General features: G+C 66.2%; 19 protein-coding genes. 12 read left to right on the plus strand and 7 right to left on the minus strand.

Annotation, left to right across the window (positions count from 1 at the left end):
• Positions 1 to 11: 11 nt before the first annotated feature.
• Positions 12 to 458 (minus strand): DUF1425 domain-containing protein, encoded by a 447-nt coding sequence (locus KF724_06030; protein ID MBX3355238.1) that lies wholly within the window; start codon positions 456 to 458, stop codon positions 12 to 14.
• Complete coding sequence (locus tag KF724_06035; GenBank protein MBX3355239.1) at positions 455 to 1,888, minus strand: hypothetical protein; 1,434 nt, start codon at positions 1,886 to 1,888, stop codon at positions 455 to 457. Before KF724_06035 ends, KF724_06030 begins: the two co-directional genes overlap by 4 nt.
• A 31-nt stretch (positions 1,889 to 1,919) precedes the next feature.
• On the opposite strand from KF724_06035, the gene ffh reads away from it, so the two are divergent.
• Positions 1,920 to 3,413 carry a signal recognition particle protein gene (gene ffh / locus KF724_06040; protein ID MBX3355240.1) on the plus strand — a complete coding sequence of 498 codons (1,494 nt, stop codon included), beginning with the start codon at positions 1,920 to 1,922 and terminating at the stop codon, positions 3,411 to 3,413.
• Between the two features lie 180 nt (positions 3,414 to 3,593).
• On the opposite strand, the gene KF724_06045 is transcribed toward ffh, so the two are convergent.
• The 3 genes from KF724_06045 to KF724_06055 all read right to left on the minus strand — a co-directional run bounded on the left by KF724_06045 (position 3,594) and on the right by KF724_06055 (position 6,063).
• Positions 3,594 to 4,037, minus strand: a complete 444-nt coding sequence (locus tag KF724_06045; protein MBX3355241.1) for a hypothetical protein — start codon at positions 4,035 to 4,037, stop codon at positions 3,594 to 3,596.
• Positions 4,038 to 4,117: 80 nt separating this feature from the next.
• Positions 4,118 to 4,771 carry a DNA-3-methyladenine glycosylase gene (locus tag KF724_06050; GenBank protein ID MBX3355242.1) on the minus strand — a complete coding sequence of 218 codons (654 nt, stop codon included), beginning with the start codon at positions 4,769 to 4,771 and terminating at the stop codon, positions 4,118 to 4,120.
• Positions 4,771 to 6,063 carry an amidohydrolase family protein gene (locus KF724_06055; GenBank protein MBX3355243.1) on the minus strand — a complete coding sequence of 431 codons (1,293 nt, stop codon included), beginning with the start codon at positions 6,061 to 6,063 and terminating at the stop codon, positions 4,771 to 4,773. The genes KF724_06050 and KF724_06055 overlap by 1 nt, the downstream gene beginning before the upstream one ends.
• Before the next feature lie 120 nt (positions 6,064 to 6,183).
• Between KF724_06055 and KF724_06060 the strand changes: the two genes are divergently transcribed.
• The 6 genes from KF724_06060 (at position 6,184) to KF724_06085 (ending at position 18,985) form a co-directional block, all read left to right on the plus strand.
• Entirely contained in the window at positions 6,184 to 7,050 is an 867-nt protein-coding gene (locus KF724_06060; GenBank protein ID MBX3355244.1) for an OmpA family protein, read from the plus strand.
• A gap of 280 nt (positions 7,051 to 7,330) precedes the next feature.
• The gene (locus KF724_06065; protein MBX3355245.1) at positions 7,331 to 10,084 is read left to right on the plus strand and encodes a hypothetical protein; all 2,754 of its coding nucleotides are present in this window, start codon (positions 7,331 to 7,333) and stop codon (positions 10,082 to 10,084) included.
• A 262-nt stretch (positions 10,085 to 10,346) separates the two neighbouring features.
• Positions 10,347 to 11,177 (plus strand): ABC transporter permease, encoded by an 831-nt coding sequence (locus tag KF724_06070; GenBank protein MBX3355246.1) that lies wholly within the window; start codon positions 10,347 to 10,349, stop codon positions 11,175 to 11,177.
• Between the two features lie 8 nt (positions 11,178 to 11,185).
• Complete coding sequence (locus KF724_06075; GenBank protein ID MBX3355247.1) at positions 11,186 to 12,442, plus strand: transglutaminase domain-containing protein; 1,257 nt, start codon at positions 11,186 to 11,188, stop codon at positions 12,440 to 12,442.
• 181 nt (positions 12,443 to 12,623) lie between these two features.
• On the plus strand, positions 12,624 to 18,077 hold the full coding sequence (locus tag KF724_06080) for a hypothetical protein (GenBank protein ID MBX3355248.1): 5,454 nt from the start codon (positions 12,624 to 12,626) through the stop codon (positions 18,075 to 18,077).
• 497 nt (positions 18,078 to 18,574) lie between these two features.
• Positions 18,575 to 18,985, plus strand: a complete 411-nt coding sequence (locus KF724_06085; protein ID MBX3355249.1) for a hypothetical protein — start codon at positions 18,575 to 18,577, stop codon at positions 18,983 to 18,985.
• A gap of 823 nt (positions 18,986 to 19,808) precedes the next feature.
• On the opposite strand, the gene KF724_06090 is transcribed toward KF724_06085, so the two are convergent.
• Both KF724_06090 and KF724_06095 read right to left on the minus strand, forming a co-directional pair.
• The gene (locus tag KF724_06090; GenBank protein MBX3355250.1) at positions 19,809 to 21,752 is read right to left on the minus strand and encodes a Mu-like prophage major head subunit gpT family protein; all 1,944 of its coding nucleotides are present in this window, start codon (positions 21,750 to 21,752) and stop codon (positions 19,809 to 19,811) included.
• Entirely contained in the window at positions 21,749 to 22,351 is a 603-nt protein-coding gene (locus KF724_06095; protein MBX3355251.1) for a hypothetical protein, read from the minus strand. The genes KF724_06090 and KF724_06095 overlap by 4 nt, the downstream gene beginning before the upstream one ends.
• A 339-nt stretch (positions 22,352 to 22,690) precedes the next feature.
• On the opposite strand from KF724_06095, the gene KF724_06100 reads away from it, so the two are divergent.
• The 5 genes from KF724_06100 to KF724_06120 form a co-directional block, all read left to right on the plus strand.
• Positions 22,691 to 23,503 carry a hypothetical protein gene (locus KF724_06100; GenBank protein ID MBX3355252.1) on the plus strand — a complete coding sequence of 271 codons (813 nt, stop codon included), beginning with the start codon at positions 22,691 to 22,693 and terminating at the stop codon, positions 23,501 to 23,503.
• Between the two features lie 161 nt (positions 23,504 to 23,664).
• Positions 23,665 to 23,901 carry a hypothetical protein gene (locus tag KF724_06105; GenBank protein ID MBX3355253.1) on the plus strand — a complete coding sequence of 79 codons (237 nt, stop codon included), beginning with the start codon at positions 23,665 to 23,667 and terminating at the stop codon, positions 23,899 to 23,901.
• A gap of 377 nt (positions 23,902 to 24,278) precedes the next feature.
• Positions 24,279 to 24,530 carry a hypothetical protein gene (locus KF724_06110; protein ID MBX3355254.1) on the plus strand — a complete coding sequence of 84 codons (252 nt, stop codon included), beginning with the start codon at positions 24,279 to 24,281 and terminating at the stop codon, positions 24,528 to 24,530.
• Positions 24,523 to 24,732, plus strand: coding sequence for a helix-turn-helix domain-containing protein (locus tag KF724_06115; GenBank protein MBX3355255.1), 210 nt, complete (start codon positions 24,523 to 24,525; stop codon positions 24,730 to 24,732). Before KF724_06110 ends, KF724_06115 begins: the two co-directional genes overlap by 8 nt.
• Positions 24,733 to 25,480: 748 nt before the next feature.
• A partial coding sequence (locus tag KF724_06120; GenBank protein ID MBX3355256.1) for a tyrosine-type recombinase/integrase occupies positions 25,481 to 26,982 on the plus strand: 1,502 nt, incomplete at its 3' end.

Consider the following 26,982-nt stretch of genomic DNA (forward strand, 5'->3'; position numbering starts at 1 on the left):
TGCATGCGGACTCAGCGGTCCCACTTCTCGAGAGTGACGCGCCAGTCATACGCCTCCGGCGTCGGTGCCGCGAATTCGATACTGCCCTCCTGTCGCTCGGCGAGCACCTCGCGGGTCCAGGCGACCGTGCCGGCGGGAATCCTCATGCCGCTTCGATCGGTCCAGACCACCTGCCAGAGGAACCAGAGATCACCGGCTCCCTCGTTGCGCACATTGATCTGCACAAAGGTCAGGCCATTTCGCACCTGCTCGTAGGCGGAGATCACGCGAAGTTCCGAGGCGAGGAACTGATTGTTGACCTTGTAGCTCATGTCGACCGCCTTGGGCGAAATGGGTCGACCGCTGGAGACGGTGTTGGTCGCCTTGCAGCCCCCTGCAAGGGATGCGACCAAGCCCACAACAAGGGTTGCCGCCAGCGCGGGCACGAGACGGGAAACACGGTGGTGAGTGAAGGTCATGGCAGATCTCTGACAGTGCGAACGGCCCACGATTCCCCGGAAGTGTCCGAAGGATCAAGTGAGAACATATAGACGACGGTGGCTCCGGGATTGATCGACCGGACATAGACCATGACGACGCGGCCCGGAGGGAGCACGATGGACGCCGGGGCACCCGCCAAGCCCCCCGCTCCAAGAATGGAGAGTGAAATCGTATCGTTGTCAGGGCGGTCCAACTGGGCGATCTGGGTGAACTTGCCGAGGCTCCGCCAGCTCCGAAGATCGGGCTGATTCGTGATGGCCTTGTAGAGGCTCATCGCCGCAAGAACACCGATCTGCGCCCCTGAGTTCCGCCTCGTCGCCTGCGCCGCCGCTACGGTCGCACCCTCCTTCACGGCGATCATCACCGCCGTCCTGAAGATGATCTCTGGCAGCATCCGGTCAAACTGCGCCTGGAAGATCGCATCGTTGTTCGAGAGCGCTTCGGTCGTGACCGTCACTCCGCCGCCCGAAATCTGCGCCCCCGAGATTCCGCATGCATGCGTCTGTGGAATCGGAAGCGGAATGCTGCTGAACCCGGTCCATGGCGTCACGAGCGGAATGATGAGTGGCTGAAGGGACATGCCCTGACACGCATCGAGGAGCACAAGCACCTGCGGACGATGGCGCGCCGTCTCGAAGGGATTCATCGCCGCCTGCGCAGCGACCACCGAGTTGTCCGGCACCATGTCACTCGTTCGGCGGAGCATCACCCGCGCACGCTCCACTTGCGTGGAGTCGCCTGTCGCCGACCACGCCATCGCCGCGATCCAACTCGCAAACGGATTCAGATACGCGGCGCCCGCGAGCGCCTCGACCGACTCTCTCGATGCCTTGAACTTCGGCGACTGCTGCACCTGCTGCACGAGAGAGGCTGCGGCACCACCGCGCCAGGAGTTGATCTCGCGTTCGACCTTCGCGATCTGGCGGCGCTGTTCAACCTCAGCATCCTGCTGCCGCTCCGCGACGCGATTGGCATAGACCGCCGCCTGCTCGATGTTGCCCAACCAGAATTGCGCCAGCACGGAATAGGCATCAACCATGATGCGATCGGAGTAGGTCCCGCGCCAGGTCCGCATCGTCTGGTTGATGGCGATCGACCCCGCCTCCTCGGCGATGGTCGTCTTCGGTTCGTAGATCGCGAAGCGTTCCGCCCAGTCGCTGGCCCGGGCCAGGGAGCGGGCCGCCGCCTCGGGGTCACCTGCGTCGAGGGCGATCTTCCCCTGCTCGCAGAGGATCAGAAACTCATCCCTTGGCGCGGGGTCGAGGGCGAGAATCTGCTGCTTCGCCGATTGAAAGTTCCCGGCTGAATAGGCCTGAAGGGCCTCCGAGCCAGGGGTCGAACAGCCCGCGGCAGCGAGGCTCAGGCTGGCGATGATCGCAACCCGCCATGTCTGGCACCGGCACGACAAGGTGCGTCGATCGTACCATCGAGGGTTCCCCATGTTCGAATCACTGACAACGCGATTCGGTGATGTCTTCCGTCGACTTTCGGGTCGAGGCCGTCTGACCGAAGAAAATGTCCGCGAAGCGATGACCGAGGTCCGCACGGCGCTCCTTGAGGCCGATGTGCACCAGGAGGTCGTCAAGGTCTTCTGCGAACGCGTCCTCAAGGAAGCCGTCGGTCGCGAAGTCACGAAGACGCTGAAGCCCGGCGAGGAGTTCGTCGGCATCGTCAACTCCGAGCTCATCAAGCTGATGGGCGCCGAGGAGCGCGGGCTCATGCTGGTCGAGCCCGGCCCGACGATCGTGATGATGTGCGGTCTCCAGGGCAGCGGCAAGACGACCACCTGCGGCAAGCTCACGGCGTGGCTGAAGGCGCAGGGTCGCAGCGTGATGGTTGCCGCCGCGGATCTTCAGCGCCCCGCGGCCGTCGAACAGCTTCGCACCGTCGTCGATCAGGTGGCGGCGGAAGCGCGCGGCTCGGCGCGCATCGCCTTCTACGGCGAGCCGGAGCGCTGCGCCGAGTACGGGCAGGCCGTCGGTGTCGCCGTCGGCGTCTGTCAGCGGGCGCTCAAGCGCGCCCGAGACGAGCGCTTCGATGTGCTCATCCTCGACACCGCGGGCCGACTCCATGTCAACGATGAGCTGATGCGCGAGCTCGAGGCGGTGAAGCGCTCGGTCGAGCCGCACCAGATCCTGCTCGTGGTCGACGCGATGACCGGACAGGATGCGGTCAACAGCGCCCGCACCTTCCACCAGCGCCTCGCCGTCGACGGCGTCATCCTCACCAAGTTCGACTCTGACACGCGCGGCGGCGCCGCCCTGTCGGTGCGCGAAGTCACCGGCGCTCCGATCAAGTTCGTCGGCATCGGTGAGCGCTACGACGCGCTTGAGCTCTTCCACCCCGACCGCATCGCGGGCCGCATCCTCGGCATGGGCGATGTCGTCAGCCTCGTCGAGAAGGCGCAGCGCGAAGTCTCCGAGGCCGACGCGGAGCGCATGGCGGAGAAGCTCGCCAAGGGCAAGTTCTCGATGGAGGACTTCCTGAAGCAGATGCGCTCCATTCGGCGCATGGGCTCGATGAAGCAGCTTCTCGGCCTCCTGCCCGGCGTCGGCTCGATGCTGAAGGATGTCTCGATCGACGAGAAGCAGCTCGATCGTCTCGAGGGCATCATCAACTCGATGACGCGCAGGGAGCGCGACAACATCGGTCTCATCGACAAGAGTCGCATTCGTCGCATCGCCGCGGGCAGCGGCACCTCCGCCGCCGATGTGGGCCGCATGATCAAGCAGTTCGAGATGATGCAGAAGATGACGCAGCAGATGTCCGGCATGGGCATGATGGGCCGCATGAAGGCAATGCGCGACATGACCTCAGGCGGCGCCGCGGGGGCGGGCATGCCGGGGCTCGCCGGAATGCCCGGCCTCGGCAACCGCGGCTCCACGCGAACCGAGAGCATCAAGCAGCGCTTCAAGCAGCGCAAGAAGCGATGATCCTGAGCGCAGGTCGCGGCGCTGTGCGTCCCGAGGTCACTGCCTCGCGCTGGCCCGCATGATCGCCGCGCCTGAATCACGACCGGGTCGCACGACGGAAAGGCCAGCGCCGCTGCACGCGAACCTCGACCTCGTCAGATAGCGCGCTCGCCCCTTGGCAGCAGGCAATCGCCTGCGGGATCAAGCCGTGGCTCGAACGGTCCCGGCGTTCCGAAGACGCGACGCCACCTGCTGGTGGCTGAAGACCTCGGCGAAGTCGTAGACCGCGCGGAAGTCGTCGATCGAGTCCTGCGGCGTCTTGCTCATCATGCCCGCGTCGATCATCGCGAAGACGATCCGACCGAAGTCATCGGTCCGCGCGATGTTCCAGTGGGCGAGGACCGCCGGCGCCATCAGCCCATACTTCAGAATCGCAAAGTCGCGCAATCCCATGCAGAGCTGCTGGCCGCTCACATGACGACCGCCATTGGGCGCCTCGGGCCCATCGGGCCGACAGGTCGACACCGTGTGGGCAAGACCCTGGCGGACGAAGTCAAAGGCGTCACGGGGATAGGGACCCGCCGCGCGGCAGATCTCATCCCAGTCAACCTCAAATGCAGGCGAGGGTGTCGCAGGATTGCTCATGGGCGTGGCAACTATACCTCTGGAACCGGACCCCGTCCCTATCGGCGCGTCGCAGCGGAAAAATGCACATCCTGTCGGCGTTAGGCCGGCCAACGACGGCTCGACCAACTCTTCGCCCCCGCTGCACTTCCGCCCGATGCGGAGAACTTCTCGGGGAAAGGCCGGCTCAATGCTTGACTGCCCGCCACGCCGAAGCGCAGCGGCGCGTCGCGCCATGCGCCTGCGGAGTCGATGCCGATGCGAGGCCCCACGACAATCCGCGCAGGCGCCACCGCTCGTCCGCGCTCGATGAAGAGGCGGCGACTCGTGCGAAGGTCCTCGCCGTCAAAGGACCGGTCGATCAAGAGCGCCCGGCAGAGGCGCGCCGGACCGGCGCAGCGACGCGGCGCCCCCGTCGACTGATCGAAGCCCTCGAGCGGTTCAATGGCGCGGATGAGCACGGCGCACCCCACCCCTTCCGGCGCCGCGACCACATTCAGGCAGTGGTGCATGCCATAGACGAAGTAGACATAGGTGTGACCACCCGCCCGGTACATGCTCTCGGTGCGAGGCGTGCGACGCCCTCCCGCCGTGTGGGACCCGAGGTCCATCGCGCCGAGGTAGGCCTCGGTCTCGACGATTCGCCCCGAGAAGCGCCGCGAGCGATCAACGCGGACCAGCACCTGTCCGAGCAGCGCTCGAGCCAGCGCGCGGGCGCCGAGGTGCCAGCGATCGAACCTCGCTGCACCGCGCATCAGGCGGCCTCCGGGGTATGAAGCCACTCGGGGGCCGAATCGCCGAGGAGCAGCGTGCGTCGCGGATCAACTCCCGCGTTCACCCTGATCAGCCCCGGCTTCACTCCGGGCCGCAGCGAAAGGAGCGAGGGATCGATGCCCAGCACTTCCGCCGCAGCCGTCGTCGCCATCGGCAGGAGCTCCGCGAGTGACGCATGATCGCGCCTCGCAAGGAGTCTCATCTCATCGAGAGTCGAGAGGCGATCGGGCGTGTCGACACAGAGCCATCCATCGGTGCCCAGCGCCACGCGAGCGCCAGCCTCGCGGAGCGCCCGCCACGGCATGCCGCCGCGCCCGAAGTACGCCGCTGCCCTCGGGCAATAGATCGCGCCAATCTGCGCGGCGGCGAGTCGGGCGGGATCATCGGCCTCAATCGAGTTGAGGTGGACCGCCATGACAGGCGGCGCGTCGGCGTCGCGCGACGAGCCCGCTCGCGCCGCAGAGACCTGACGACAGAACCACTCGACCGGGCGAACCCCCGAAGGAGGCGCTCCGAGTCCGCCCTCAACGGCGATCCCAAACCCTTCGAGCATGCTCCGAAGCGGTCCCCGCCCGTCCCTGAGGAACTCGACCTCTTCGGGTGTCTCTGCCAGGTGAATCGAAAGCGGCGCGTCCGCCTGGAGCGCTGCCGCAATCACCTCGTCGCAGGTCGAATATGGTGCATGCGGCTGGATCCCGAGCCTCAATCGAGTGCCGTCGCCCCCTTGCACATCAGGCGACTTGCCCCGCGCGGGGACCGATGCGATCGCCTCGAGCGCAGCATTCCGAGTCGCACCAACGCCGAAGACCTCGACGAACGAGACGCCCCGCAGTCCTCCCTGCTGAAGGGTCTCCATCGCTCGGCCGATGTGCTTCGCCAACGGCGCGCCGACAATGTCACCGATGACCGCCACCCCCCCGGCCAGAGAAAGCCCCACCCCGCGAGCCATCGATGTCCGGGCGCTCTCCACATCCAACGACCGGCGAAAGTCGCGCACCCGGCCGAGCCAGCGGCCGAAGTCGCCGTCAAACGGCTCTGGCTCGAGACCGCTCAGATCGAGATGCGCATGGGCGTTCGCAAGGGCAGGAAGGATGGCTGAGTCCGGCCACTCCCGAATGATCGCTTCGGCCGGAACTCCGACCGCCTCCGGGTGGCCCGCCGCGATGATCGCATCCCCCCGGCGAAGAACGACACCAGGGGCTGCGTCCACGCCCGTGGCGTCGATGACCAGTGCGGCTCGATCGAGAGTGAGGGGATGAACCCGGTCGGACATCGCCCGGAAGACTAGGGCGATTCAGCGCCACTGGTGCACGCAACCGCATCCCGCCATACGGGGAAGTCACTACACTCCGCCCCTTCAGGAAGAGCGTTCCGACGGTCACAGGAGGTTTCCATGAATCTGCGTTCGAAAGTCATCCGTTGCGTCGTTGCCCTTGCCGCCCTGCCACTGCTTGCCGCATGTGTCTCGCAGGAGCGCTATGACGAGTTGCTGACCGCGTATCGCGATGTGGAGCAGCAGCTCCTGCGATCGCAGAGCGACCTTGCGACCAGTCGCGCGAACGAAGAGCGCCTGCGCAGCCAGTTGGCGCTGGCCGCCGCGGACCTCGAGCAGATGAGAGGTCTTCAGGGCGCCGACAAGGAGGCGATCGAGCGCCTTCTCGCCGACTACGACCGCCTGATGCGCGAGCTCGGCAACATCAATGTCGGCCCGCTGCCTGCGGCGCTCAACCAGGCGCTCGCGGATCTCGCGCGGCAGTTCCCCGACATGCTTCAGTTCGATGAGCGCACCGGCATGCTGCGCTTCGCGAGCGACTTCACCTTCGACTCCGGATCGGCACAGCTCAAGCCCGGCACGAGCGCGGTCCTCGCGCGACTCGCGCAGATTCTCAACTCGTCCGAAGCGCGCCCCTTCGAGGTCAAGGTCGTCGGCCACACCGACAACCAGCCCATCAATCGCGTGCGCGATCAGCATCCGACCAACATGCACCTTTCCGCGCATCGCGCGATCTCGGTGCGAGATGCGCTCGTGCGCGATGGCGTTGCGGCCAATCGGATGCAGGTTGCTGGCTACGGCGAGTTCCGCCCGGTGGTGCCCAATGGCGCGCGAGGCGCGGCCGCGAATCGTCGCGTCGAGATCTTCCTGACGCCGCTGACCGTTCCGCTCGCCGATTTCGGCTCCGCACCGGCCCCCGCCGCTGCCACCCGAACCGCGCCGGCACCCGCACCGCGCCGCGTCGTCGATGATGAGCCGGTGAAGTAGCGGCACTCCTGGGCTCGCCGCGTCTTTCGATCCTGAACGGCGTCGGTCCTTGCGACCGACGCCGTTATCGCGCGCCGAATGCGGACTCCATGCGATTGATTGGCTCCGGATGGGCCGTTCCCTGAACGCCGCGCTCAGATTCGGCGAGTTCTCGCCGCCCCGATGCGTGCGCGCTTGAGAACCGAAGGTCGAGCGATACACTCCGACTCGTCGATCGCGGGTTCGAGGCGCCTCGCGATTGACTGGGCACCCCCGCGTCTATCACGAGAAAGAGCAGGCGATGATTCCACGGATTCTGTCGGGAGCATGCGTGCTGGCCATGGGTTTGGCCGCGGCCACGCAGGCACAGGTGAAGATCAACGAGATTCGAGTCGAACAGCCGGGACCTGACTTCGACGAGTATGTCGAACTCAAGGGACCGCCGGGGACCAACCTGGCGGGCTACTTCTACATCGTCATCGGCAACGACGACTTCCAGCTTCCTCCTGCCCAGAACGGCTATGTCGAGGAAGTGATCGCGCTCTCCGGGACCATTCCCGCGAGCGGTCTCTTCGTGATCGCGAAGCCGTCGTTCACCCTCGGCACTGCGAACCTCGTCGTGCCGTTCACCTTTGAAGGCGGCAACAACAAGACGCACCTGCTCGTTCAGGGCTTCACCGGCAATGTCGGCGATGACCTCGATGCGAACAATGACGGCGTCCTCGACCCACCGGCGCCGTGGAGCAGTGTCAGCGACTCGATCGCCCTGATCCAATTCCCGAACCCTGATGGCATCTTCGGCGACTTCGTCTACTCGACCACCACGATCGGCCCCGACGCCGGCGTGATCCCCTCCCATGTGTGGCGCTGCGGCGACACCGAGGAGTGGCGACTCGGCTTCTTCGTGGTGGGGATCACCGACACCCCCGGCGTGGCGAATCCGGAGTGCGCTGGCGCACCCTCTCCCGTCCTCATCAGCGAGATCCGCATCGATCAGCCCGGTGGTGACAACGAGGAGTACTTCGAGCTCTCCGGCACCCCAGGCGCCAGCCTCGACGATCTCACTTACATCGTGATCGGCGATGGCGCCGCCGCCCTCGGCTCTGGCGTCATTGAGTGCGTCGTCCCGCTCAAGGGCTTCTCGATCAATGCGGCTGGACTCTTCCTGGTCGCCGAGAACACCAATGTCTTCGGTGCCATTCCCGACTATGTCACCGCAGGTGGCATTTCGGGCAATGTCCTGAACTTCGAGAATGTCGACAATGTCACCCACATGCTGGTGCGCAACTTCACCGGCCAGAACGGAGACGACCTCGATCTCAACAACGACGGCGTGCTCGACATCACTCCATGGGACGAGATCGTCGACTGGGTCTCGGTCATCATCACGCCGCTGAACCCGGGCGACACCCCCCCAGCCGGCACCGAGTGGTACTACAGCCCCACCGTCGTCGGACCCGATGGACCGTTCCAGCCGGGCCATGTCTACCGCTGCCAGCCCAACGGCGACTGGCGCATCGGCAGCTTCGATCCCTTCTTCCCCGACGCCGCCGACACCCCCGGTGCGACGAACCTCACATGCGAAGCCTGCGGCGTGATTGGCTCGGGCAACTGCTTCCTGGCCAATGGCACACCCGGCTGCCAGGATGAGTCCTGCTGCAACCTCGTCTGTGATGCCGATCCCACCTGCTGCGATATCGCGTGGGATGCCTCGTGCGTTCTCACCGCGAAGAGCCTCTGCCATGCCCCGGGCTCTCCGCCCGCAATCAAGATCAACGAGGTCCGCATCGCCAACTCCGGCAGTAGCCAGCAGTATGTCGAGCTCAAGGGTCCCCCTGGCGCGAGCCTCAACGGTGTGGCCTATGTCGTCATCGGCAGCAGCGTCAACGACCCGGCTGGCGTGGTCGAGAGCTACACCCCGCTCAAGGGTTCGACGATCACCGCGAGCGGCTACTTCGTCTTCGCCAAGTCGAGCTTCAACCTGGCGCCGGCGAACCTCGTGCTGCCCGCCAACGGCTTCCAGTTCGGCAGCAATGGGAACAAGACCCACCTGCTCGTCTGGAATCCGGAGACTCTCCGCGGCGAGGATCTCGATTCGGAGAACGACTGCGAGCTCGATCGACCCGGCTGGGTCAGCATCATCGACCAGCTTGCGCTCGTCGGGCTGAGCACGACCGAGTGCGTCTACGCGGAGCCGCTTCTGGGCCCCGACGGCGCCTTCCTGCCGGCGCACTTCTACCGCTGCCCCGACACCGATGAGTGGTTCGTCGGCGTCTTCGGCAACTTCGAGAAGGACACACCCGGCGAGGAGAACGACACCTGCAAGGTGATCGAGGATCCGCGCGAGGTCACCTTGGCCCAGTGGACCTTCGAGGCCACCCAGCCGAACAACGCCGGACCTCACGCGGCCGAAGGCGGCCTCTACGGTGGTCCGGCACTGGGCATCCACGCCAACCCCGCCACGGCGTGGTCGAGCCCCGTCGGCAACGGCTCGTCGCGTGCCTTCAGCAGCAACACTTGGTCGCTGAACGATGTCTATCAGTTCACCACCTCGACGCTCGATCATGAGAGCATCGAGTTCCAGTGGAGCCAGACCCGAAGCACCACCGGACCGGCCGACTTCGTCCTCGAGTGGCGAGCCGACTCGGAAGAGTGGACTCCGCTCCAGTCCTACACGGTGCCGAATCTCACCTGGTCGGGTAACCCCGCGTTCTTCCAGAGCGGATCGGTCTTTGGTCCGGTCGCGCTGCCGGCCTCGGCCGCCGATCGCACCGAGATCTCGGTCCGGCTGCGTGCGGCGTTCGAGACAGCGCCCCCGGCGACCGGAACAAACCGCGTCGACGACATCATCGTGACGGGCATTCCCTTCACGCCGAAGAACCCCTGCCCCGCCGACCTGAGTGGCGACGGCAGCGTCGGCGGCGCCGATGTGGCCATCGTGCTCGGCTCATGGGGTCCAGTGCCGCCGGGCACGCCTGCGGATCTGAATGGCGACGGAGTCGTGAACGGTGCCGACATCGCCATCCTTCTCGGAGCGTGGGGCGCCTGCCCGTAACCGGCGCGAGGAGCGTCGCTCCAATCCACTCGCTCGAGTGAAGTTTTCAAGGCCCCTCGGCGCACTCCGCCGAGGGGCCTTTTCCTTTCGGAACTCGGGCTCGATCGGCCTGAGCCAAGTCCTTTCGGCGTGGCAACGGGACCCGATCGGGTGAAAATCGCGGATACTCCCCGCCGACGCTGGCGCGCTCTCTGCTCGACTGCGTTCAATCATCCGTGACCCAGCGACTGCGATCGCCTCACCCCCGTCGACCATCCATCGCGTGAACCTCGTCACCAGCATCGCCGACTTCGGGCAGCGCACGATCGATGTCATCGCGAGCTTCGGTCGCTTCACCGACTTCGTGCTGGCCACTGCTGCACGACTCCTGCGACATCCGGCGCGCTGCCTGCGATGGCGTCTGCTCGGCCCGCAGCTCTGGTCGATCGGCGCGGCGAGCGTGCCGGTGGTGGCCATCACCGGCGCATTCATCGGCATGATCCTGGCGCTTGAGAGCTTTGCGCAGTTCAACCTGCTCGGACAGGCCGATCGCATGGGCGGCATCATCAATGTCAGCGTGGTCAAGCAGATCGGGCCGGTGCTCGCGGCGGTGATGGTGGCGGGACGCGTCGGCTGCGCCCTCGCGGCGGAGCTCGGAACCATGCGCGTCACCGAGCAGCTTGATGCGATGCGGGCGATGGATGCCGATCCGATCGCCTATCTGGTCGTGCCTCGGGTCGTCGCGTGCATCATGATGACGCCGATCCTGACGGCCTATTCGGACATCCTCGGAAGCTGGGGCGCCTGGGCCGTGGTCGTCCGAATCTTCGGCGTGCCGAGTCAGGACTACTGGCACTTCACCGCGCAGGCCGTCGGATGGATTGAACCTGCAGGCGGCCTCTTCAAGTCGCTCTTCTTCGGCGGGGCCATCGGCTTGATCGCCTGCTACAAGGGCTTCACCTGCGGGGCAGGCGCCGCGGGCGTGGGCCGGGCCGCAACAAGCGCCTTCGTGTCGAGCTTCATTGCGATCATCATGATCAACCTCGTGCTCGCACAGTTCCTGAATACGATCGCCCGGTTCATCTACACCGACCCGGCTTCGCTCATCGGATGAGGTCTCCCATGCGTTCACTCGACATGACCTCCGTGCGGCTCATCGTGGTCGCGATCAGTGCGGCAGTCGGGTGGTCGACGGCGGCGCGCGCCCAGGACCCCGCAACGCCCCCTCCGCGTGATCGGCCTCCCCCGAGCGAACCCGCGCCGATTCCGCCGCCGGGGCGCCCTCCCGAGCAGTTGCTCACGCGATCGAACCCACGGCAGTGGACGGTGACCTGGGATGTTGTCATCAACGCGCCGGGGGCGAGAAGTAGTGATGGCTCCGGCGGAAACCCCGTCACCTTCGTCGGTCAGAACACCGCGTTTCTCCTCCCCTTCATTCCCATCTCGACCTTCAACGAAGGCAACAAGGATTCGATCCGCATCGCCGTGTCGCGCGACGGCCGTCCCGACCCCGATCCGCCCAATCAGATGACGATGGAGCGTTGCCCCAGGACAGGAGTGGGCACCATCGTCGTCCCGCTTGGATCAGTGCGAGGCCAGTTACTCCGCTGCTCATACACGCAGACCGTGACGGTGTGGCGCAGTGACCTCGATGACGCCTCGGCGGTGCGCGTCGCGTGGCCCACGGAGTGGCCCGAAGAAGCCAGAGGCTGGCTTGCGCCGTCGCGCGGCATCGAGAGCGACGATCCCCGCTTCAGTGCCTTCGTCGAACGCACTTCGCAAGGCCGCCTCCGACATACACCGGTCTTCGTCGCGGCGAAGGAGCTCATTCGAGCCACCATCAGTGCCTTCCGCGGACTTGAAGGTCCCGGCGTCGAGATTGGAAACCGAAACCAGGTGCTGGGACTCCGCATGGTGGGTGCCGCCCAGGCGATGGAGGATGGCACCGGCACGGCGAGTGATCTCGTGGCCGCGTGTGTTGCCGTGCTGCGCGCCGCGGGCATTCCCGCGCGCCCGGTGATCGGCGTGGACCAGGCGAACACCGGCGTCCAGCGCCCGGTTCGAACGACCTACACAGTCTGGGCCGAGTTTTTCCTGCCGGGATCGGGGTGGGTGCCCTTCGATCCCGCGATGATGCGCGGCACGATGGCGATGCATGCCACCCCCGAGCGGGCGTGGACCGGCCTCGGCCGACTTCGAGATCTCAACATGCGCGTGCCGCTCGCCTACGCCTTTCATCCCGACCGCCAAGACGCCATTCTGCTGGGATTTCCCGGAGGCTGGTCATTCAGTGGACGAGATGTCGGAGCAGCTCGCTACCCGTGGACCTTCGTCACCTTCACCATGATCACCACGCCGGTGGGGCCCGGCGCCAATTGACCGGCCCATCACGCACGCCTCGGGTGAAGTCGTTCCCGGACGACGAACCGCGCCACTCCTTGGAGATGCGCATTGGCCTATGTCCAAGAGGCGGTTACAGTGGTCGTGGGCGGGACGGCTTGCGATGGTCCACCGGGCTCATCGCCTCTTCATCTCGAATGGACCTTCGGAGACTCGCTCAATGCGACAGTTGCTGGTGTGTCTGACCGCCTTCATGGCGGCTCTCATGTGTGGCGAGCGCGCCCCCGCGCAGGTCCTCATCTCCGAAGTCCGGATCGACGAACTCGGCTCCGCCGGCAACGACGACGACCGGGAGTACTACGAGCTCCGTGGCACTCCGGGAACGCCGCTCAAGGATCTCGCCTATGTCGTCCTCGGCACGCGACCGATCAAGACGGTCTCCGGCATTCCTTACGGTGGTGCGGGAGTCATCGTCCACATCAACACCTTCCCCGTCAACGCGGTCATGCCGCCGACGGGTCGCTATCTCGTGCGCAAGCCGACGATGCAGTTGCCATTGGGCATCGCGGCGAACCTGACGATCCCGCTGACCTTCGACGATGACTCCACGCAGACTCATCTGCTGGTGCGCAACTTCAACTTCGGAATGTTCGATGACAACATTCCCCCGAATGTCGGCTTCAGTCCGCTCGGCTTCGATCTCGACCTCACCAACAACGGCGTCCTCGACATCGTGCCCTGGAGTGAGGTGGTCGACAGCGTCTCGATCATCAAGTCGACCGCCTTCGGTCCGCTGAATCGAGCCTATGGAACCGCGAAGGCGGGTCCGGCAATCGACGGCATTCCCGCCCATGTCTTCCGCTGCGGCAACAACAACAACTGGCGCGTCGGACGAAAGATCTACTCCGTGTACGAGCCGGTCAAGATCTCGGTCGAAGGGCCGCAGCAGACTGGCTTCCAGTTCGGCAGTCCCTACTCGGCGAATGTGAACGGTCTCGTCGAAGCCGGCGGCGGCGTGCGTGTCAATGTGCAGCTTCTGGCTGACATGGACGACCCATCGAAGTCGGCCGAGGTCTTTGTCGGCGGGCTTTCCATCGGAACGCTCGCGGGGGGCTACCCGCCGTGCATCACGGGGACACGCACGCTGTTCATGTCGATGGATGTATTCAACAGCATGATCTGTGCGCAGGGCTCGACGCTCCAGGTCCAGGTCGTTCCGAACGCCAATGTCGGTCCCTGTGTCGGCGCGAGCTGCAAGGTGACCTTCGTCTACGACGGCGCGCTGCTTCAAACGGCGGATAGCCCCGGCACTCCGAATCCCTTCTGCGGGTGCAGTTGCGAGTACCCCAATGGCTCGATCGAGGTCGTCTTCGTCATGGACACCTCGACCTCGATGGCGGACGAAGCCGCGGCCCTCTGCGCGGCGATCCCGCAGGTCATCAAGGCGCTCGAGGCGAGCGGCACGCGCGTCGAAGCGACCGTGCTCGGCATCACGGAGACGCCGGGCGGCGACTTCGGCTGCCTCACAAGCAATGTGGCGGCGCTCCTGGGGCCCGCGGTGCCCGACGCGAATGGAAACACGATCGGCCAGCTCACCCATCCGGAGAGCTGGGGCGACGCCGCGGCCATCGTGGCCAAGCGTTTCCCGTGGCAGCCCGGATTCGTGCGACTGGTGGTCACGATCAGTGACGAGGCGCCCTTTGAGGGTGACGCAGTTCCGCCCGCACCCGCCTGTGACCTCGCGGATCTGGCAAGTGTGCAGAACGCCATTGCCGTGGCGAATGTCTCGAGCACCGTCGTGTCGACTCTGGTCGGCACTGGTGCGCAGCCATGCGTGGCGCAGCTCGCGGCACTGCTCGCTTCCGGCACCGGCGGCGGAACTGCGGAGACAACGCTGCCTGCCTCGCAGCTGGCCGACATCATCGCGAACTTCCTGCTCGATGCAGCGTCGAGCTACGGCTGCTCGAGCTGCGTCGGTGACCTGAACCTCGATGGCGTGGTGAACTCGGTCGACCTGGCGCTCTACGCCTGTGTCCGAGGGTTCGCCTGCCGCGATGTGAACAACGACGGCGCCGCAGGCACACCAGCCGACGACTTCCTGGTGCAGAACTTCCACACCTGCGGTCCCGCCGACTTCTGCGGTGTCACGCAGGCGCCTTGCCTGGCCGTTCATCCAACCCCCGGCTGCAACGATCCTGCCTGCTGCGCGGCCGTCTGCGCGGTTGACTCGATCTGCTGCACGGTCGGATGGGATGGCGTCTGCGTGACGCTCGCGCTCCAGATCTGCGGTGCCTGCGGGAACGCGCCCTTCCAGCAGAGCTGCTTCTCGGTGAGCTCGGAACCCGGCTGCGACGACGACTTCTGCTGCGCCGCCGTCTGTGCCGTCGCTCCGCCCTGCTGCGTCGTCGAGTGGGACTCGACTTGCGTCGCGATCGCTCGCGTGCTCTGCCTCGGTTGCGGCAGCCCGTTGACCTCCAACTGCTTCCTGCCCAACAACACGCCCTACTGCGACGATCCAGTCTGCTGCGCGAAGGTCTGCGCCAACGATCCAAGCTGCTGTGACCCCGCCGCCAGTTGGGATGTCTTCTGCGTGGCGCTTGCCCGCACCCTCTGCGCCTCGTGCGGCGATTCGAAGCTCTGGCCCTGCAACGAACTCTCCTTCGCCCCCGCGTGCGCCGACAAGGAGTGCTGCCAGAAGGTCTGCCAGATCGATCCTTTCTGCTGCCAGGTGAGCTGGGATCAGCAGTGTGTGGAGCGAGCTGACCAGGTCTGTCTCCTCTGTGGATCGCTGCTCGCCGGAAGCTGCTGTGTGAAGAAGGCGACCCCCTTCTGCAACAACAAGGATTGCTGCGAGACGGTGTGCGGCTTTGATCCCTTCTGCTGCAGCGGGTCCTGGGACACGATCTGCGTGTCGCTCGCCACGCTCACCTGTCCGACTCTGAACTGCCCCTGCGGAACATCGACCGCCGGGTGCTTCCAGGCCCATGTTCGCACGGGATGCAACAACACCCTCTGCTGCCAGCTCGTGTGTGAGTGGGATTCCTTCTGCTGCCTGGTCCAGTGGGACACGCTCTGCGCCAACTTCGCCAAGTCGCAGTGCGGAACCAACGGTGCCTGTGTTCCCGGGACGGGAAGTTGCACCACGACACACTCGACGCCCGGCTGCGACTCGCCGCCGAGTTGCTGCTCGATCGTCTGCACATTCGAACCGCAATGCTGCACCGTGGCGTGGGATGCGATCTGTGTCGAGACCGCGTTCAATGTCTGCAGCAATTGCGGCAACCCCGACTCCGGCAGTTGCTACAGCAGCAGCGGCTCACCCGGCTGTGCCGATCCGATCTGTTGCAACGCGGTCTGCACCGTCGATCCATTCTGCTGCGCCATCGCTTGGGATGGCGCCTGCTCGAATCTTGCCCTGACCGTCTGCGGCAATCCGATCGACGCGTGCGTGCCGTCGAATCGAGCCAAGCGGAGTTGCTTCATGGCCTCGCCCGGCCGAGGGTGCATCGACACGCAGTGCTGCAGCCTCATCTGCAGTTCGGTGGACAGCTACTGCTGCGAGGTCGAGTGGGACGCGATCTGCGCGTTTGAGGCGGAGACCTTCTGCAAGCTGCCGAGCAATGCGTCGGGCTACTGGAGCTGCTTCATCTCCCACTGCTGCGAGTCGGGCCCGCAGTGCCCAATCCGCTGTGCGGCCTGCGCCGATCGGGCGTGCGCGGCGGCGGTCTGCTCCTATTCGCCGCCCTGCTGCACCATCCGCTGGGACCAGGCGTGCGCGAACATCGCCCTCGCCGTCTGCATCGATCAGCAGGCGTGCCCCGGATCCGGTCCATGCAACCTCGCGAGCCGCTTCCCCGGCTGCGACGACCCGGCGTGCTGCAATGCCGTCTGCGACTTCGACCCGAGTTGCTGCATCACCGAGTGGGACGCCTCCTGCGTCGACCTCCAGCGGAGCGTCTGCATCCCGAAGAAGGTGTGGAACTGCCCCTGCGAAGGCGGCTGCTTCGCTCCCAAGAGTTCGCCCGGCTGCAACAACCGAAGCTGCTGCTCCGCGGTCTGCTCGGTTGAAGAGAACTGCTGCCTGGTCCAGTGGGATGCGCTCTGCGCCTCGCTCGCGCGCGACCTCTGCTGCGGCAACGGTCTCTGCGGCGATCCCTGCAACAAGAGCTGCCTGGTGGTGCACCCCGAGCCCTACTGCAATGACTCCCATTGCTGCGAAGCCGTCTGTGCGGCCGATCCCTTCTGCTGCTCGGACAAGTGGGACACGCTCTGCGTCCAGATTGCGGCGGTGCGTTGCGTGGGAGCGTGCGGCCAATCCTTCAGCGGCAACTGCTTTGCGGCGAACAACAGCGCCGGGTGCAGCATCGCCTCCTGCTGCAAGGTGGTGTGCGAGGTCGATCCCACCTGCTGCCAGGAGGAGTGGGACAGCTCCTGCGCCAAGCTCGCCCGCACGCTTCCCGGCTGCACCAAGAGTCGTCCGAAGTGCAACTCCGCATCCGCGGGTTCCTGCTGCGAGCCGCACGCGGGACCGGCCTGCGAGAACGGCGGCTGCTGCTTCGCGGTCTGTGCGATCGACCCCACCTGCTGCCAGGAGGAGTGGGATGAGCTCTGCGTGAACACTGCGAAGACGCTTGCCCAGTGCAAGCAGTGCAATCCCGATTGCGGCGACACCTGCGCCGGAAGCTGCTGCACGCCGCACCCCGGACCTCGCTGCAACAACCAGAAGTGCTGCGACGCGGTCTGCCTCGGATGGACCGACGACAATGGAACGGTCTATCCGGGCGATGCCTTCTGCTGCAATGTGCAGTGGGACGCCAACTGCGCCGAGCGCGCCAACAGCTACGCCCAGATCCTGCTCAGGGGCGGACAGGTTGTCCCGGGCCCCTGCTTCGAGCCATGCCCGCAGCCGCAGTGCGGCAGTGCGCTGGCCGGCGACTGCTGCACGCCGCACAGCACACCCTTCTGTCTGAACAAGACCTGCTGCGAGATCGTCTGCGCCATCGATCCCTTCTGCTGCCAGGTGAGTTGGGATACGAGCTGCGCGACGGAGGCCCTCGTCAACTGCCCGACCTGCGTCACGCCGCAAGCGTGCGGCACGGGAGGAAGCTGCTTCTTCCCGAGCTTCACCCCCTATTGCAACGATGTCTTCTGCTGCGAGGCCATCTGTGCGATCGACCCTTCCTGCTGCTCGGTGCAATGGGACTTCAACTGCGCGATCGCCGCATTCACGCTCTGCATCTTCCAGCCGGAGCCGCCGGTCAACGATGAGTGCTCGGGCGCGCTCCTGATGGAAGTGGGCGTGAACCCGTTCACGACCTTCGCCGCCACGACCAGCGCGCTGCCGAGCCCGTTCGTGACCTGCACCGGCGAGCCGGCAGCGGAGTTCCAGTTCGATGTCTGGTATCTCTTCATTCCGCCGTCGGGCGGCGTATGGGAGGTGTCGACCTGCAACCTCGCCAAGTTCGACACCATCCTGGGTGTCTATGAACCGATCGATGCCGACTGCACCACGATGACGCTCCGAGGCTGTGCCAACAACACGCCCTTCTGTGCGAATCTCACGAGCACCGTGCAGTGGAATGGTGCGGTCAACACGCCGTACTACATCCGCGTCGGCAGCCCGGTGGGCGTCACCGGCGACGGATTCGTGCTGATCCGGAAGATCGGCCCCTGAGTTCAAGTGTCGTGCGGCGGTGCGGTCGAGTCACGCAGGGCTCGATCGCACCCTGCACCCTCGACGCCAGCGGCTTGACACGCGTGTTTCACTCCCCACCCGACGAGTCGAAGGCGCTGCCGATCGGCGCCTCTCGAAAGCGGGCGAAGGGACTTGAACCCTCGACATTCAGCTTGGAAGGCTGCGCGATGCGCACCGATTCCCCCGGGGAAACCGCTGATTGTCCGGGAGCGCCCCACGAAGCGCCCCACAAAGCCCCCGATGGCCCGGCCGGCGAGGGCCCCGAGGGCGGGCCCCCTCCGATCGCCGAGTCTGCTGGCCCGGGCTCCGTGGATGGCTTGGACCTGATTGTATCGGTGTGGCCGCAGCTGCCGGCAGCGGTGCGCGGTGCCCTGCTTGCCGCTGCCCTGGCATCGATTCCTGAATCACCACAACCCGAAGCGCGGCCAGGGGCGCCGCGCTCGGTCTCGCACACTGCCCCAAGTGGGAAATGAGCCATGAGCGAAGTGACGATCACCGGCGACGGACACGAGCGGCGACTCGCACAACCACAACGACCGGAGCCGGTCGACAAGGAACCGGCAGAGCCCGAGGCCCGCAGCTGGCCATCCGCAGATATGTGGCTCGAGTTCGCGGGCACCGCCGAAGTGGAGGTCGGAGGCGGCACCTTAGGACCGGACTGGGAGGCGGATGTCATCGTGCTCGAGTGCTTCGGGGTGAGGCTGCAGCTCGAAGTCACCGAGGACGATCACCTGCGCAAGCTCGCCACGCTCTGCCTCGAGCTGGTGGAACGCCGCCAGGAGCTCAGGGAGCGGCGCCGGACGGCCTGGGAGGATGGATGGGGAATCGGCCATCCTCCGAAGGTGCAGCTGCCCGCGCTCAAACTCTGCACGGAGGATGCCGCATGATCCACCGGCTGCGGTGCCAGTGATCGCCCCAGACCCGGCCCGGCCGGCAAAGTGTGTCTGGAACCCCGACTGTTCCGCGAGGTATCGGCTTCGGAAGCCGGCTCGGAAGGACCCAAGCGCGAGTGATGCGGCTTCGTCCACGGGCAGCCGCCTTCCGCGTGGTCCGCCAGCTTCGCGCCTGCCGCCTTCGTCGCGCTCGCGCGACTTGACCGCGAGCCGCCTTTCAAGCGGCATGCGACTTGGACGCGATCGGCTCTCTTGCGCTACCAGTGGGCACGCTCTGCGAACCGTCGGCGCGTCTGGATTTGTCTGGCTCTGTCTGGACATGAAAACACGCGCAGCGCTGGCGCAGCGCTTGTAGCCGCCTGAGCGCTGCGCAGTACGCACCACTCGGCACTTGCTGCGCTGGCTCATGCCGACGCCTCGCTTGTGGCGATCGGCGCCCACATTGGCGGATCGAACTCGTGCACTTCAAGCCACGCGACCACCATGCTCAGCCATCGCGCAGCACGCGCCGCCGCTGTTGGATTCATGGTGATGTCCGCCTCAAACTGCACTCCCCAACGGTTCAATTCGGACGACCACAAGACCGCAGCAATGCGGGTCCCGCCTTCGACGGGGAATCCGATCGACTCGGCTATCGCATCGCGCGCACAAAGCGGCTCTACACCAGCGTGCGGAAGCGAAAGCCCCGCGACGCACACACAGCGCGCCGCGGAGCCGACATGGAACAATGAAGAGGGCCCCGGCGGCGTGATGCGTCCACCGGGGCCCGTGACGACCCACCGTGATGCGAGGCACGGCGGGAGTCGAGGAGTCTCGATTACGCCTCGCCCTTGGACCGCACGGCGGCCTTCGGGTCGCCCAGGACGGCGCCGTAGTCCATGTAGACGCGCCACCCGAGCGAAAGCGTGTTGATGTCGCCCATGAGATCGAAGAACTCGATCTTCGGCACCTGCTGGCCGTTGAGGAAGGCGGCAATCACGGGCGACGCCTGCGGGCCGGCGAAGAGATACCAGTGCTTGGCGCTCGCGCCCGATCCGAACTTCACCGTGTTGTTGAGTCGCGGCTCCACGATGAGCTTCACGGCGTTCCGCACGGCGTTCCCGGTCGGGAGCCGTGCGTCTTCCATCGTCTCGAAGGTGTGCTGGATGAACTCGCTCTCAAGCACTTCCTTCGCGGTGGTCTCAAGCTGCGGCGGGACGACCAAGGCGGCGGGCGTGATGTCCAGGTCATTGCCAGCGCTGTCCCGCTGAACGCGCATCGCATTGATTGCGGCGGCGAGCGAGTCGATGCCAAGTGCCGAGTCGGCGCCGTTGATGTAGTTGCCGTTGCCTGAACCGAAGAAGCTGCTGGCATTGGCCAGAATGACGCCGTACACCAGGTCATTGACCGAGCGCATGGCCATGCTGCCGAACGCACGAGCCGCTTCCTGGAAGACGCCGGCATCATCGTTGATGAAGTCGCGGCGGTCGATCCGCAGGATCTTGCCGAAGGTGTCGACCTTGAAGCCCGCGGTGAACTCCGTCACCGTGGTGTGCTTCAACTCGCCAGCCGGCGCCACCTGGTCAAGCGTGCCGCCGAAGCTCGGCCGAAGCGCCTTCGTCTCGCGGAAGTCGGAGACGCCACGCACCGCGGCGAAGGCTCGCCAGGTTGCGGGCGCATCGTTGTAGGCGTCCAGCAGGACCTTCCGTGCGACTTCGCCCAGGGCGGTGGGCAAGGTGACGGTCGAGAATGCGGCCTTGACCATCTCTTCGCGTCCGTGCGGCACGGGCTTGTTGTCCGCTTGGAGCGCCACGCGGCACAGGTCGAGAAGGTGCGTGGCCCGAAGCTCGTCGGCGCGTTGCGTCACGGTCGGCCCGAGCGTCTTCTCGGCCACCTTCTCCAATCCCATGCGGCAGAGAAGCGAAGCCTGGATGAGCTCCCCATTGCTGCCGATGCGATCGAAGCCCGAAGGTGCTCCGCTCATTGGCTGCGGCGCATTGCTGGCTCGTGCCGCCCGGAGCATCGCGAGCACCTGGTCCCTGAGTGCGTCGATCGAGAGAGACCCCTCAATGGCCTGGGCCCTCAGCTGCCCGATGCGCTGCGACTCGGCATGAGACATACCTCCAATGCCGCAAAGGCTGTCAATCTCTCGGAGCCGCGCTCGCTCGCTGGCGAGGATGGCGTTGGCGTCCACCGGTTCGCCGGCGGTGATCGTGGGAGTGTTGCTGTCTGGCATGGTGTGGTTCCTTCGTGCTGCAATGGCGACCGATGTACCTTCGTCGGCGCCGAGTGGTGTGACAGTGACTTCCTTCAACCGGCCAGCCTTCACGAGTGTGAAGCTCTCGGCCGACTTGAGCACGCGACCGTTCACGGTCACGGACTCGCCTGCGCGGACGGTCATGTAGTCGGTGGGCCTGACGCCAACCGATGCCTGAAACTCGAAACCGCCCTTGCTCATCGCGACGACCTGCGCGGCCGCGTCTCCGGCACCGGAGACCACGCCTTCGATGATGAGCCGTGAAGACCTCACGATGGCCTCGCCGTGCCCAACGACGCTTGCGACTTCGACGCGATGATCCGCGAGAATCGGGATCTGGCCCTTGATGTCGAGTCCCGCCAGGTCGATCGCGACCGGCCCCCAGCCGGACACGCTCATGATGCCGCCGTTGTAGGCGACAATGGCGAGACGGGGGAGCTTGTCGGCGGCCGCTGCGGTGAGCTCAACTCCGCCACCGGAGAGGATCAGCGGCGCGGTGGCCTTGTTGGGGGCGGAGGCGGTCAACGCTTCCCCTTCGAGAAGACCACAGGGGCACCGACGGCCGCGCCGATGCGTTCAAGCCGCTGGCGCTGCTCGGCCGCGGAGAGCGGACGGTAGCGCACGAGCGTTGGAACGCCGAGCGACACAGCGCCGGGCACCAGTTCCATGACAAGGTTCGCCGGGTCGCCCTGCGCCTCTGGATGTTCACTGAGCGCCGCACGCTGAGCGCGAATCTCCTGCGCTCCGTCGATCCCGTGGAACATCCGTGCAGTTGCACCGGGCGTCCATCGCCCCTCCTGCTCGCACCAGTTGGCGATCGCGTCAATCTGCTCAGCGCTCCAGCGGCGCTGGGCCGTGTCTTCGTCTCGGTCGTCTGAGACGATCCCGGCGTTGATGGCCGCTCGCAGTGTGCTGTTCGAACCGTCATAGCCGCGTGCCCGAAGCTCGCTGATGACGGCACCCGACGACTTCGGGTAGGACGCGGCGATCTTCGCGTCTTCCCGGGCGCGACGATGTCGGGAGACCTTCGCCCCGGCTCCACCAACGATGGGAGTCGTGCGGAGGAACAGCTCTTCGTAGTCGCTGCGGGAGAGACCGTACCGGATGGTGTTCTTGCTGCTCATAGCCGGAATCATGGCGGGCGGCGGGTCGGCTGTCAAGCCATTGCTGCGACTTTGGCCAAGCATTTGCTATGCCGTCGGGGCTGGCCCTGGCATCATGGGCGGCGAAGCGCCGGTGCCTCTTGCGGCGGGGCAGGGCTCGGTCTATCTTGACCCTTGAGCTTGCGCTCCGGCCGGAGCGCTTCACCAGCCTCCCGCGTTCGGGCCCCACTCCCGAGCGCGGGATGCTGGGGCTCGGAAAGTGGGAACCCCTTGGAAGCGACAATCCGAGCCCGACGGCTACGAACGGGGCAACCGAAGAGCGAGCGGCGCGGCGGACACCTGCGCAGCGAGGCGGCGCCCGTGAAGGCTGCGGAATGGCAGCGCCGCGCGTCGGCCCTGCGCTCCTGGGATCGAGTGTTGAGCGACACGGCGCGACGCCTTGAGTTGCTCGAGCCGATCAACTTCGACGGCTTGAGGCTGTGCCTCAGACAGTTGGCGGAAGTCGCCTGGGAAGTCGTTCGCACTCGCGGCGCGGCGCCGGACCTTCTTCGCTTGGTCCGCGGGCTTGTGAAGTTCGGCCACGGCGCCCCGTCGATCCTTCCGCACTTGGCCAGCGCCATGAGCTTTGATTCCCGGCCGATCGGTGAGCAAGTCGCGGCGTGGGCTGAGCACGCACGGGACGAAGTGCGCGGTATTGAACGCGGGACGGACGCCGAGCGTGCCGCTCGAGACGCCGCGCGGATTCGTGAGCATGCACGGCTCGCTGCCTATCTCGCCGAGCGGGCCGACACGATGGCGGAGGGGCATCGACGCGGGCGCCATGATGTCGTGACGGCGCCGCGTTTGAGGCCACGAATGGGCAAGGCCGAGGCCGAGAAGCGCGCGGCTTACCTGCTGCGCGCTGATCCCGAGTTCCGGCGCCGCACCTGCCGCGCGTGGGCGGATGCAATCGGTTGTGCTGAAGGCATGGTGAGCCAGCTTCGCGCTTGGCGGGATCTTGGACCCCGCGGAGCCTCGCGGCGCCGCGCTGAACCCCAGCGCGCCACTGTTCTTCGGTCTCTCACCGACGGCGCAGCGGAACGCGAGGATGCGACCGACTGGCGAGCCGTGGCCAGTGAGCGCCTGCCGGGCGATCCTCCGAAAGGCCTGGCGTCGCTCGTCAAGCGCAAGTGATTCAGCAAATGGCAGCGCCCTGCGCGCTGCGCTCGGCAGCCGACTTCGGGAAACACGCGCGCATGAGCGCCGGCGCCGCTGAAACAGTGGCTTTCGGCCGATCTTGAGGGGGGCTCCATCGGCGCGCATGCGCGCCGTGCTCATTAGTGAGGACCAACACCTTGAGCGCTGCAACCGAACCCCGACTTGTGACCCCTGGCGTGATTGCCCGCGAGCTTCGCGCTCCGCTCCATCGCGTTCTCTATGTGCTCACCACGCGGCGCCATGTTCGGCCCAAGGCCAGGGCTGGCGCGATTCGGCTCTATGCCGAGGATGCGATTGCCCAGGTGCGGCACGAGTTGGCGGCGATCGACGCGCGGCGATGCAACCAGAATGGGAGTGGCCACGATGCGACCTGAGCACGAGCCCACGGCGCCGCTCTTCGCGCCGACGCGGCGGAACGCGCCCGCCACTTCCCACGCTGCGGCGACCCGAGCACACGCACACTCGGGCACGGACCGTTCCCGCATACTGGCTGAGTTGATCGCTCGCGGCGCCCACGGAGCAACGGACGAAGAGCTATCCGGCGTGCTCGGGCTCCGAGTGCAAACTGTCTCACCACGCAGGGGCGAGTTGGCCAAGCTCGGCCAGGTGCGATCGAGCGGCCGAACCAGGCCGACAAGTTCGGGATGCAAGGCCACGGTTTGGATCGCATCGACCGGAGCGCACCTGATCGGAGGCGCCGATGGCACCCGCTAGGCGCCTTCCGCCAAGCGGTGTGCTGAGGGGCCGCATCATGGCCGTTCTGCTCGAGCTTGCGCCTTGGGGAGCAACGGACGAACAGTTGCACGGCCTGGTAGGCGGGCGATTCTCGAGCGTGAAGGACGCGCGGCTGAAGCTCGTTCGGGCGGGGCTCGTGCAAGCGTCGACCGGCTCGCGGCAACTGACCAGCTGGCGACGGTTCGCCACTGCATGGCGCGCGTCGAAGGTGGCACGCGAGCTTGCTGCGGGACACGGCAGGGACCGGATGGATGCTCGCCATGATTGAGCCGAAGTCGATCGAGGCGCCTCTGCCGCAGCTCATCAACGCGAAGGCGGCAGCTGCTGCACTCGGGATCGGGAGGACGACGCTCTATTGGCTCACGAAGAACCGCCAGCTCGCATGTGTCCATGTTGGGCGTCGCGTGTTGTTCGACCCGAAGGACCTGGCGGACTTCATCGCGCGGAGCCGCGGTGGTGCTCGACGATGAGCCGCACCGACCCGGACGACAAGGACGACCGACGCTTCGCGATGGTGCCCAGGTGGCTGATCGTGTCGGAAAGGACAGACCCCTGGCCGGCGGCGACCTGGCGTGTCGCGATCTACCTGATCATGATGCGCCAAAGCAACCCAGAACACCGGCGGCATCTGTGCGTGTGGGTGTCGCACGAGACGATCGCCAAGGACCTGCGGATCAGCACACGCACCGTTCGGCGTGCGTTCAAGGACTTGGAACTGGGCGGCTTCTTGTTCGAGGTGCTCCGCCAAGCGCCTGGGCGGCCTGGGAGGTTTCTCGTGAATGCAAACCCGGCGGCCCCGATGACAAGGGCAGAACTGGAACACCGGACAAGGCTGGCCGCTGATGGGCGGGCCCGACAGCGGCCAGCCTTGTCACCGACAGTGGACAACCTTGTCACCGACACCGGCCACGCTTGTCCGCCAATCAGAAGAAGAGATCAGAAGAAGAGATCAGACCCCCCCCAACCCCCCGCCCGTGGACGATCGCACGCCGGCGGATCGGAGCTTCGCGGGGGCTCCGCTCCGCCGGCCGCGATCACCAGCACCAACGGCCCCACGATGAAGGCTCACCCTGACAGCCTTGCTCTGGCGGAGTCGATCGCGAGGATCAGAGGTCGTGCGCGAGGGGCCCCCGCGTCAGTGCCGGCGATCTTGCGGCCCGCCGGCGGCGACGGTACCGTCAGCGCCGCAGTGGGACAAGTGGGATGTCAGAAGACAGCGTGAACAAGAAGGCCGAAGGGCTGCGCCACCGCGGCACCGGTTCGCTCGTGAAGCGTCCTGGCCGCAGTGTGTGGCTTGCTCGATTCACGGATCACCGAGGCCAGCGCCGTGAGGTGTCGATGCGGACGACCGACCGGGCGAAGGCTGAGCACCTTCTGCGTGAGCGACTCGAGGCGGAGCGGCTTCGCAAGCTCGGTGCGCCGGTGGCGATCCCTGGCGAGAGCTCACGATCGGAACCGGCCAGGAAGGCCCTTGCCGATCATGTTGCCGACTACCTGACGGAGTGCTCATCGACTCAATCCGCCGGGACGATCGCACTCAAGCGCGGCCACTTGTGCCGCGTGATCGCGGCACTCACTGATCCAAGGCGCCGGTCTCCGAAACTTGTGGACCTGACGGCCGAGGCGGTCGCTTCGGCCATGCGGTCGATGCAATCCGGCGCCCTGCCCGCGAATGGAAGAGCTCACCTGGAAGCCCTCGATCTGGTGAAGACGCTCGTGCGCGCGCGTGGTGTTCGGGATGTCGAGACGCCGGCACCGAGGCGGCGCCGGTCTCCGCGAGCCGAGGCGGTCGGGGACTCCCGGCTGTCTGCGCGGACCTGCAACGCCATGCGGCAAACCGTTCGAGCCTTCGCCTCCTGGTGTCGACGCCGCGGGCGTGCTGCGAGCGATTGGCGCCCTGGCGATGTCCAGGCGTTCAAGGAGTCGATGGATCGGAGACGGGAGCGGAGAGCGCTCTCCGATGATGAGTTGGCGCGGCTCCTGGCCGTCGCACGATCGCGCGGCCGTCTCGCCTGGTACCTCGCGGCGCTGCATGCCGGGCTCAGGCGTGGTGATCTGCTGCGGCTCAAGTGGCGGGACATTGACTTCGACGAGGCCACGCTCATGATCCGCGGCGGCAAGTCCGGCCGTGATGACCAGCTGCCGCTCCATCCTGAGCTTGCCGATGAGTTGCGGTCGATGCGTCCACTGCTTGCACCGGCTGCGCTCGCCACGGCTCGCGTGTTCCCACGAGCGGTGAGCGACCGTGAGCGACGGGACGACTTCGAGGCCGCACGGATACCACCGCGAGACGCGGAGGGCCGTGTGGCAGATCTGCATGCGTTGAGGACGACGCTCGGGACTCGGCTCGCTCGTGCTGGTGTCGCTCCCCAGGTGGCGCGTGTGCTGATGCGTCACACGGACTACCGAACGACGCTTGCCCACTACACCGCACTCGGGCTCCATGATGCCGCTGGGGCGCTGGCGTCCCTCCCGTCGGTGGCCGTGGTGTCACGGGCTGCAACCGGAACAACGGACGGATCTGGGTCCACAACCGTGAAGGGGCGATCGGGGCGCGCGCCCCACGAAGCGCCCCACCAACTCGGCGAACAATGGCGAATTCCGGCAACGCTCGGCGATGGCGCGGCGCCGGCGATGAATCGCACGGAACCCGCGAATCACCTCGGGAAACACGCTGTTTTCTGCGGTGCCGGTGAAAAGCGGGCGAAGGGACTTGAACC

This window comes from Phycisphaeraceae bacterium, from assembly GCA_019636735.1.
Taxonomy (GTDB): Bacteria; Planctomycetota; Phycisphaerae; order Phycisphaerales; family SM1A02; genus VGXK01.

Coding starts and splice junctions, on each gene's coding strand:
- KF724_06110 (MBX3355254.1), top strand. CDS start 24,279: ATGGCCGTTCTGCTCGAGCTTGCGCCTTGGGGAGCAACGGACGAACAG.
- KF724_06050 (MBX3355242.1), bottom strand. CDS start 4,771: ATGCGCGGTGCAGCGAGGTTCGATCGCTGGCACCTCGGCGCCCGCGCG.
- KF724_06080 (MBX3355248.1), top strand. CDS start 12,624: ATGCGACAGTTGCTGGTGTGTCTGACCGCCTTCATGGCGGCTCTCATG.
- KF724_06030 (MBX3355238.1), bottom strand. CDS start 458: ATGACCTTCACTCACCACCGTGTTTCCCGTCTCGTGCCCGCGCTGGCG.
- KF724_06115 (MBX3355255.1), top strand. CDS start 24,523: ATGATTGAGCCGAAGTCGATCGAGGCGCCTCTGCCGCAGCTCATCAAC.
- KF724_06060 (MBX3355244.1), top strand. CDS start 6,184: ATGAATCTGCGTTCGAAAGTCATCCGTTGCGTCGTTGCCCTTGCCGCC.
- KF724_06085 (MBX3355249.1), top strand. CDS start 18,575: ATGAGCGAAGTGACGATCACCGGCGACGGACACGAGCGGCGACTCGCA.
- KF724_06095 (MBX3355251.1), bottom strand. CDS start 22,351: ATGAGCAGCAAGAACACCATCCGGTACGGTCTCTCCCGCAGCGACTAC.
- ffh (MBX3355240.1), top strand. CDS start 1,920: ATGTTCGAATCACTGACAACGCGATTCGGTGATGTCTTCCGTCGACTT.
- KF724_06075 (MBX3355247.1), top strand. CDS start 11,186: ATGCGTTCACTCGACATGACCTCCGTGCGGCTCATCGTGGTCGCGATC.
- KF724_06045 (MBX3355241.1), bottom strand. CDS start 4,037: ATGAGCAATCCTGCGACACCCTCGCCTGCATTTGAGGTTGACTGGGAT.
- KF724_06065 (MBX3355245.1), top strand. CDS start 7,331: ATGATTCCACGGATTCTGTCGGGAGCATGCGTGCTGGCCATGGGTTTG.
- KF724_06055 (MBX3355243.1), bottom strand. CDS start 6,063: ATGTCCGACCGGGTTCATCCCCTCACTCTCGATCGAGCCGCACTGGTC.